Origin of the sequence: Pedobacter petrophilus, from assembly GCF_009674725.1 — a bacterium.
GTDB classification, from domain to species: Bacteria; Bacteroidota; Bacteroidia; order Sphingobacteriales; family Sphingobacteriaceae; genus Pedobacter; species Pedobacter petrophilus.
In genome coordinates this window covers 22056-29711 of record NZ_WKKH01000050.1, presented here as the reverse complement: position 1 = coordinate 29711, position 7656 = coordinate 22056, and the positions used below count along the sequence as shown (strand labels likewise).

Below are 7656 nucleotides of genomic sequence, written 5' to 3'. Positions count from 1 at the left end.
GATAGCGGGGTGCCATCAATAAGTCGTCCTTGCGAACTGAAGCGGAGGTTGAGCAAGGGCGTGAAGCAATCTTTTTTAATATTCATCGCTCGTCTTCCTGAACTTGATTCAGGATCTATTCCTTATGCGAAAAATCGTTGCGAGAAGGCTTTTTAAGCCCTCACCATCCGCAAGGGCTTAAATTTAATTTATCTATTTATCCTTACCTCCCTCAACATTCAAAACTTCCACTTTTATCAGCAACGTAGCTGTACACAACAATATATTCAATGCCGTTCTTTTGAAAATGCCCGATAGGTAGATCACCTATTTCAAAGTAAGCAGATTTGCTTTCGAAAGGAATGCCGCAAAGAATTGTGTTAGGTGCTATTTGGTGATAAACCACATCATTTCTCCTTTTTGCAATAGCGATTAATGCTGATAAATTTTTGCCCGATCCTTTTTGGTTATAATTTGGATGATGCGGATGTTGATTGGCCGATACCCAGGCTCCGGGCGCCATCGGTTTATAAAATTTGCCTAAAGGAATATCGAACCTGCGTGGCAAAAAACAAGAAGCTATTTTTCCATTGTTGGTAATTGTTCCGGTTTCTATAAAGAAATGGGTAATTTTAATCCAATGCCTGGTAAGCTGATACACATATTCCCGAATGGAATTTTGTCCATCTTCTAAAAATTCTGTCCAGCCGGTATATCGAGGCAAAGTCATCAATATTTCAGAAACATTTCCATCAATATGATGTAAGGTAGCCTTAACTGCGCAAATTGCAGGTAATACATTCATGTTGGCTGTTTCAGCTGCAACCTGAGCAGGGAGCTGTGTGTTTTGGTTTTTACTTTTGGTAGTTCGCATAACCTTAAAATAAAGTATCCTGGTCGCTGCGAACTACCAAATAACTCTTCACAGAGAAATTGAAAATGTGGGGCTACCACTCGACCAGGAATATTGTTAAAGAAATTTAATTGATTTTAGCTCTGTGTTTAAGTGAATGATGATATTAATTAGTAATTCGCATAGGCAATTTAGAAACAATATCTCAAATCACAAAGAAAAATTTTAATTATTAAATAAAGTATCCTAGTCGTTGCAGACTGATAATTAGATTATTAAAAAATTAAAGTTGTGCATCATCCTGAAAGATAATTTATTGCATAAATAAATATAAATGACATGATTTTAAAGGAATGAATAGCTTCGGGGTATCGTCCGAACTGAAGCGGAGGTTGAGTGAAGGCGTGAAGCAATCTATCTTGTCGTGACTTATCAATCATTTGGCTGCTGCGCTGGCTTGCCTCGGCTGGCCACCGAAGGGCTTTTACTTTTGGCTTGGCCCAAAAGTAACAAAACCGAGCTTTTCTGCGAGCTCATTAATGCCTGTAAAAACATGAACAACTTATGAATAAACCCAAGGCTTGGAACTGATGTCGGATAAAATCGTTAACGCTTTTTTTGGCAGCACAAGCACCCGATGAAGAATCGGGCAGAACGCGCTGCCTTGGGTAGTGGTCGTTTAAAAGATTGTGCGAGAAGCTTTAAACGTTTTCTCCCTCCATCATTTCCCAGGCCGGTAGCAGGGTGTTGATAGCGGGGTGCATCAATAAGTCGTCCTTGCGAACTGAAGCGGAGGTTGAGCAAGGGCGTGAAGCAATCTATTTTGTTATGGCTGATCAATCATTTGTCCGCTGCGCTGGCTTGCCTCGGCTGGCCGCCGAAGGGCCCTTACTTTTTTGCTTGATCAAAAAAGTAACAAAAAAATCAAGGCTTGGAACTGATGTCGGATAAATTCGTTAAAGCTTTATTTCGGCAGCACAAGCACCCGATGAAAAATCGGGAGAGAACGCGCTGCCTTGGGTAGTGGTGGTTTGAAAGATTGTGGGAGAAGCTTTAAACGTTTTCTCCTTCCATCATTTCCCAGGCCGGTAGCAGGGTGTTGATAGCGGGGTGCCATCAATAAGTCGTCCTTGCGAACTGAAGCGGAGGTTGAGCAAGGGCGTGAAGCAATCTTTTTTTAATATTCATCGCTCGTCTTCCTGAAGTTGATTCAGGATCTATTCCTTATGCGAAAAATCGTCATTGCGAGAAGGCTTTTTCAGCCGACGAAGCAATCTTTATAGCAAGGATTGTTGACATGAAAGATTGCTTCGTCGTTCCTCCTCGCAATGACGATCACTTTTTTTGATCTGTAAATGGTAGGGTTATTTATTGGATAAAAAATCCGTATGAATGACATTGGAATTCCCACGAGATAATAGTTCGCATGGGATCGTCATCCGGTAGCTATCCGATGCGAAGCCAATTTTTCATTGGATGAAGCAATCTTAATGCGCTCGCAGGTAGCGATAGTGGTAAGATTGCTTCCCCGAAATTCGGGGCAGGCTGCCGTTCCTCTCCGATAAAAATCGGAGCAATATCCACCGTTTTTACAATTTGCATTGGCGATAATTGTACATAGGAAATTTGATTATTCGTAATGTTTTTTAACTTTATTTACAGGATTACTTTAATGTATTCATGTATTTTAATTTGATAACAATTTGCTGTTAAGCTATGCAGATGAAAAAATATAAATAATAAAAAACTCCATGTCTGGTCTGTATAAATATTTTGTGGCTTATTTTTATGTGGCGTAAAAAAGTGTCACATAGAAAATCGCCACAACTTTGTGAGCAGATTTTAACGGGTATAAAAAAGTGCCACATAAAAATGGTCGTAACACTGGCTGAAATAACAACCGATTAAAAAAATGAAACACATCAGAGAAAAATTAGGGCTTTCGCAAATTGATATGGGCAGTTTATTGGGCATGCCCCGAAGCTCTGCCAGCATGTATGAAATTGGTTTGCGCAATTTGAACCACCGCCAGCTTGCTTTGCTTTCTAAAATAGAAATGTTAATGCAGGGTGAGCTCGAAATAAAACCATTCGAAGAAATTAAAACCAAGGCACAACAAAATACAGCTGTTATGATTAAAAACATGGAGCAGCGGATTGATAAAGCAGTATTTGATTGCTTAAAACTACAGCGAAAACTAACCGCATTAATAGCAGATTATACAAAAACGGAGTTATTATGGGGCATTATTTCGCGTTTAAAAGAAGAAACACCAGAACGCACACCGTTAATGGTTTATTTAGACCTGCTCGAAATACGTTGTTTAGAGAAAATAGATAAGTGTGGCCCTCACCAACAGGCAGAAATTATTTTTCGCATTAAAACGCTGGAGCATGAACAGGCGCTTGCCCAAACGATGATTGAAGAAGCGAAATTACGGCGCTAGTGTTTGATGGAGAAGTAGATGAGATCTGATCAAAATAACGCCATAAATACCTGGGCCGCTTTTGAAAGGACAGTATCATTCCGGTAGGCAATTACAGTGGTCAGTTTGCCTAAATCGCCCTCAACAGGGTAGGTAACTAACTCACGGTTATAATATAATTTGTTAATCAGTTCATCCGGCAAAATAGTAATCCCAATGCCAGCCTCCACAAAATTAATAATGCCTTCAAGGGTATTTAAAATAATGCACTGGTAACTGGTAATCCCCTTATTATTTAACCAGATTTCCAACCTCGGCCTGTAGCTGCATCCCTGATCGAATACGATAATCTTGACAGGTTGTTTCTCTAAATCTTTAATATTTCTATAACTTTTTGAGGTAATAATAACTAACTTTTCTTTTTTTATGATTTGAGTACTCAGTTCTGGTATCACCACAGGCGCAACTACAAAGGCAGCATCAAGCTTGCGGTTTAGTAAATCATTTAAGAGTTTTGTTGAATTACCTGATGTGAAATTTAAAGTAACACCGGGGTATTTATCTGTAAACAGATTAATTACTCCAGGTATTTTTAAAGCCATAGTGGTTTCAATACAGCCTATCTTCAACATACCTGATAATTTGTCAGTTGAATTCAATTCCTGTTTAGCTTCATCAAGCAAATGGTTAATTTTTCTGCTATAAGTTAAAAATATTTCGCCTGCTTCTGTTAGCACTACCTTACGCGAAGTGCGTGTAAAAAGATTTATTTTCAATTCCTCTTCCAGCGCTTTAATTCTGGCAGTGATATTTGACTGTACTGTATACATATCTTCGGCAGCTTTAGTGAAACTAGCATTGGATGCAACAGATTCAAATATTTTCAGGTCATTTATGTTCATCTCTTATTGTGATTTAAAAAATCATTATTAATCATTTTTAATGATCAAATGTACAATGTAATTTTGGTTTATGAAACAATTGATACCACAACAATTCGGCCGGGCAATGATAACTGCTGTAGCTGTATTATTTTTTACTTCAATCCATGCACAAACTTTAAACAACCCAAATATGAAACATACAACAATTCATTACTCAAAGATTAAGGTTAATGGCTTAAACATTTTTTATCGTGAAGCAGGTGATAAAAATGCCCCCATAATCCTTTTGCTTCACGGATATCCAACATCATCGCACATGTTCAGAAACCTGATGCCATTGCTAAGCGAAAAATATCATGTGATAGCCCCGGATCTGCCAGGTTTTGGGTTTTCGGATGCAAAAAGCCATGATCAATTTGATTATACGTTTGATAACATGGCAAAAACGATGCAATCGTTTATTGATCAGTTAGCAATAAAACATTTCGCGCTGTATGTATTTGATTACGGTGCACCCACAGGTTTTAGACTGGCCATGGCAAACCCTGAAAAGATAACCGCCATTATATCTCAAAATGGTAATGCCTATACAGAAGGTTTAAGTACTGGCTGGAACCCTATAAGGAGATACTGGGAGCATCCCACAAAAGCAAATCGTGATTTATTAAAAGTATTTCGTATCAAAAGAAGCAACGTGGTACCAGTATCATGAGGGCGTATCAGATCCTTCTTTAATTGCTCCAGAAGCTTATACACTTGACCAGTACTTTTTAGATCGCCCCGGAAATATTGATATCCAATTGGATTTAGTGCTGAATTATAGCACCAATGTGGCGCTTTATCCAAAGTTTCAAGAATATTTTAGAAAATACCAGCCACCATTTTTAGCGGTATGGGGAAATAAGGACCCTTATTTTCTACCTGCTGGTGCCGAAGCCTATAAACGCGATCTGCCTAAAGCGGTTGTTAAATTTTATAATACAGGTCACTTCGCCTTAGAAACAAATGCGCAGGAAATTGGCGATGAAATATTGATGTTTCTCAATACTCAGAAATAAAAAAGTGTTTAGAATTACCATTAGCGAACAATAAAATGCTGTAATATCTACACCGTAAACACTAAAACTACTTTTCTGTAATTGCCTGCTGTTTTGTGCTAAACGCATCTCTTCAAGGTATAATCCAGCCTTGAGGAGCGTTAAAATTTGTTAATTTTTGTAAGAGGTTTAGATGATGTTTTTTGCGCTCCAAAGCTTCGATTATAGGCTCAATAAGCAATAAAAAGCGATTTAAATGTTCCAAGTATGCTTGCTCAGGGGTACTGACCGGAATCGAATTACAAGCATGTTTTTATCTATCCTATTACTTTAAGTGCTTCAGAAGTGTACCGAAATAACAGGGTCAATTTTTTAATTGACCCTGTTATTTTATTTAATTCTTGTTATTTAATAATTTTTCGAGTTTTGCTTTGCTTTCGGGAATATCTTTTAACGTTAAAGCCTTTTTGAAAGATTCGATCGCTTTTGCTTTATTTCCGGTTCCAAGATAGAAATCACCAATAGAATCGTAACAATTGCCACTATTAGGATTATTGACAATATTGAGTTTAAATAAAGACTCCGCTTTCTTAAATTGTTTAGCAGCCATCATCTGGTAACCAAAATTATTAACCTGGCTTTCACTAGGTTTCACAATATACCCCATTTGCTTAGAAACGTTGCTATAATGTGTAACTAAAATGGAATCTAATCTAAAATTTGGATTTTCAAATTCACTGTCGTAAATCTTGAGCCTGTAGAAATCAAATATAAATCGAAGCGCATCATATTCTCCAATCAATCTAACCGAAGGATGGTTATCATCTTCATAAAATTTGTACCTGTATCGCAACTGGTTCCTTTGCGCTTTTTGAAGTTCTTTAATGAATTTTAAATTGGCACGAATAAGATCTGTATTCTCGCTTGTGTCTTTTTGTACACTTAGCGTATCAATCCCTCTTTCCAAACGATTGGCCATAGCCATAAATAATGTTTTTCCTTTGTAATTTTGAGCAGTTAGAGTTGTTTTCGCTTCTATTACGACTTTAGCGTTATTCCACCACAACGCCCCATCGAGAGAAACATAGGAATTAAATAGAGTTGGATTATGAAGTAAGGTGTTTACTACCGTTAAGCCTCCCACCGAATGGCCAATAAATGTTTTATATGTTGTAGTTGGATAATTTGAATTGATATGGGGAATAAGTTCTTTCTCGAGAAAAGACATGAACTTTTCACCATTACCAAGAAATTGCTTAGGCATATCTTTATCAGTACCAGTTGTTAAATCGCTCATTCTATTTGAATTCACGATCCCAACCACAATCATCGGAGGACAGAGGCTTGCTTCTTCCATGTGCTCGGTAATACTTACAACACTGTTGAAATTGTCGTCTCCATCCAACAAATAGATTACTGGATAATTACCTCTATCTTTTATTTTATTTCCTCCGTTACTTTTAGGCATGTGTATCAAGATTTCACGATTTTCTCCTAATATTTTTGAAGATATTGTTTCCGAAAATCCGATAGTAAAGCGATTGTCTTCTTGGGCCTGAACATAAAAAGAAAATAAGAGAAAAATAAAAGAACAGTAGAATGATTTCATGTAGTTGAATATGTGGTATTTAAATTTATGGCGTTAAGACTTTTAAAATGCAAATATATCATATACCAGCAATCCTTTTCCTTTTAAATCATCAATAATAGGTTCTATAATCCCTAAAAAACGTTCTAAGTGTTCAAAGTATTCCTGCTCAGGGGTACTAACCGGATTCATGGTTCCTTTTTTAAAGGGTTGTTTTTTTAAGCAACCCTTTTTTGTTGACTTTTTGTAGGTGTTATGGAAGGTTCTATCCAGATATTTTGTTCTAAACGAACTCTGATCCTATGTCAGATTATCTTTGAACAAACCTCTTATAATGTAATATTTATGCCTCAAAAATCCTTGGTACACACGGATTACATAAGCTTAAGAGGATAACAGGCAAAAGTATTTAGTTAATGATAGCTGCAAATGGCTTATCGGGAAACGAAATGAGGTGTTGAAGTAACAGCCATTCGATTTGGAGAAAGAATACGTATTGGCATTTATACGATGACCAACAGTTTATCTTTGGCGGAATTGTGTTTTATAATCGAAATGATATAAAATATCCGACCTTGATCGACTCAATGCGTGGACTCTTTTAGTATTTCAAAATCATAGCACTACTACAAATTTCAAAATAATTATTTTGGCTGATAAACAATCAGATGCAGTCCATTACCTTCAATTTGTAGTTACCGGTATGATGGAAACTGATGAGCCGGATCTGGTACTCATTAAAATATTATGTGGCGTTCCGGTTCACCAACCAGTTAAAAGTGGTATAGAGATCAGCCAGGAAGAGGTTAAAATATGCAAAAAAAGACAGTGGTTGAGCGTGTTGCTAAAACCCATCAAGTAAATTACAGTAGATTTTTAACACCTTTAAT

8 protein-coding genes are annotated in these 7656 nt (G+C 37.1%); 4 read left to right on the top strand and 4 right to left on the bottom strand.

Features of this window, described 5'->3' with window-relative positions:
• Positions 1-211: 211 nt before the first annotated feature.
• Positions 212-853 carry a hypothetical protein gene (locus tag GJU39_RS20165; protein WP_154282806.1) on the bottom strand — a complete coding sequence of 214 codons (642 nt, stop codon included), beginning with the start codon at positions 851-853 and terminating at the stop codon, positions 212-214.
• A gap of 1891 nt (positions 854-2744) precedes the next feature.
• Between GJU39_RS20165 and GJU39_RS20160 the strand changes: the two genes are divergently transcribed.
• Entirely contained in the window at positions 2745-3278 is a 534-nt protein-coding gene (locus GJU39_RS20160; RefSeq protein WP_154282805.1) for a helix-turn-helix domain-containing protein, read from the top strand.
• Between the two features lie 29 nt (positions 3279-3307).
• Here GJU39_RS20160 and GJU39_RS20155 read toward each other — a convergent pair whose 3' ends face one another.
• On the bottom strand, positions 3308-4159 hold the full coding sequence (locus tag GJU39_RS20155) for a LysR family transcriptional regulator (protein WP_154282804.1): 852 nt from the start codon (positions 4157-4159) through the stop codon (positions 3308-3310).
• 172 nt (positions 4160-4331) lie between these two features.
• Between GJU39_RS20155 and GJU39_RS23995 the strand changes: the two genes are divergently transcribed.
• Entirely contained in the window at positions 4332-4853 is a 522-nt protein-coding gene (locus GJU39_RS23995) for an alpha/beta fold hydrolase (RefSeq protein ID WP_245228034.1), read from the top strand.
• Between the two features lie 97 nt (positions 4854-4950).
• A complete protein-coding gene (locus GJU39_RS23990; protein WP_342448230.1) occupies positions 4951-5199 on the top strand; it encodes an alpha/beta fold hydrolase in 249 nt (82 codons plus the stop codon).
• A 373-nt stretch (positions 5200-5572) separates the two neighbouring features.
• Here the strand turns inward: GJU39_RS23990 and GJU39_RS20145 are convergent, their stop codons facing one another.
• A complete protein-coding gene (locus tag GJU39_RS20145; RefSeq protein WP_154282803.1) occupies positions 5573-6787 on the bottom strand; it encodes an alpha/beta hydrolase-fold protein in 1215 nt (404 codons plus the stop codon).
• A gap of 42 nt (positions 6788-6829) precedes the next feature.
• Positions 6830-6958 (bottom strand): hypothetical protein, encoded by a 129-nt coding sequence (locus tag GJU39_RS24135; protein ID WP_280790422.1) that lies wholly within the window; start codon positions 6956-6958, stop codon positions 6830-6832.
• Positions 6959-7415: 457 nt separating this feature from the next.
• Between GJU39_RS24135 and GJU39_RS20140 the strand changes: the two genes are divergently transcribed.
• Positions 7416-7628, top strand: coding sequence for a contractile injection system tape measure protein (locus tag GJU39_RS20140; protein WP_154282802.1), 213 nt, complete (start codon positions 7416-7418; stop codon positions 7626-7628).
• The last annotated feature ends 28 nt before the right edge of the window (positions 7629-7656 follow it).

Bases quoted from the DNA above. Each gene is read 5' to 3' on its own strand.
- GJU39_RS20165 (WP_154282806.1), bottom strand. From the start codon at position 853: ATGCGAACTACCAAAAGTAAAAACCAAAACACACAGCTCCCTGCTCAG.
- GJU39_RS20160 (WP_154282805.1), top strand. From the start codon at position 2,745: ATGAAACACATCAGAGAAAAATTAGGGCTTTCGCAAATTGATATGGGC.
- GJU39_RS20155 (WP_154282804.1), bottom strand. From the start codon at position 4,159: ATGAACATAAATGACCTGAAAATATTTGAATCTGTTGCATCCAATGCT.
- GJU39_RS23995 (WP_245228034.1), top strand. From the start codon at position 4,332: ATGAAACATACAACAATTCATTACTCAAAGATTAAGGTTAATGGCTTA.
- GJU39_RS20145 (WP_154282803.1), bottom strand. From the start codon at position 6,787: ATGAAATCATTCTACTGTTCTTTTATTTTTCTCTTATTTTCTTTTTAT.
- GJU39_RS24135 (WP_280790422.1), bottom strand. From the start codon at position 6,958: ATGAATCCGGTTAGTACCCCTGAGCAGGAATACTTTGAACACTTAGAA.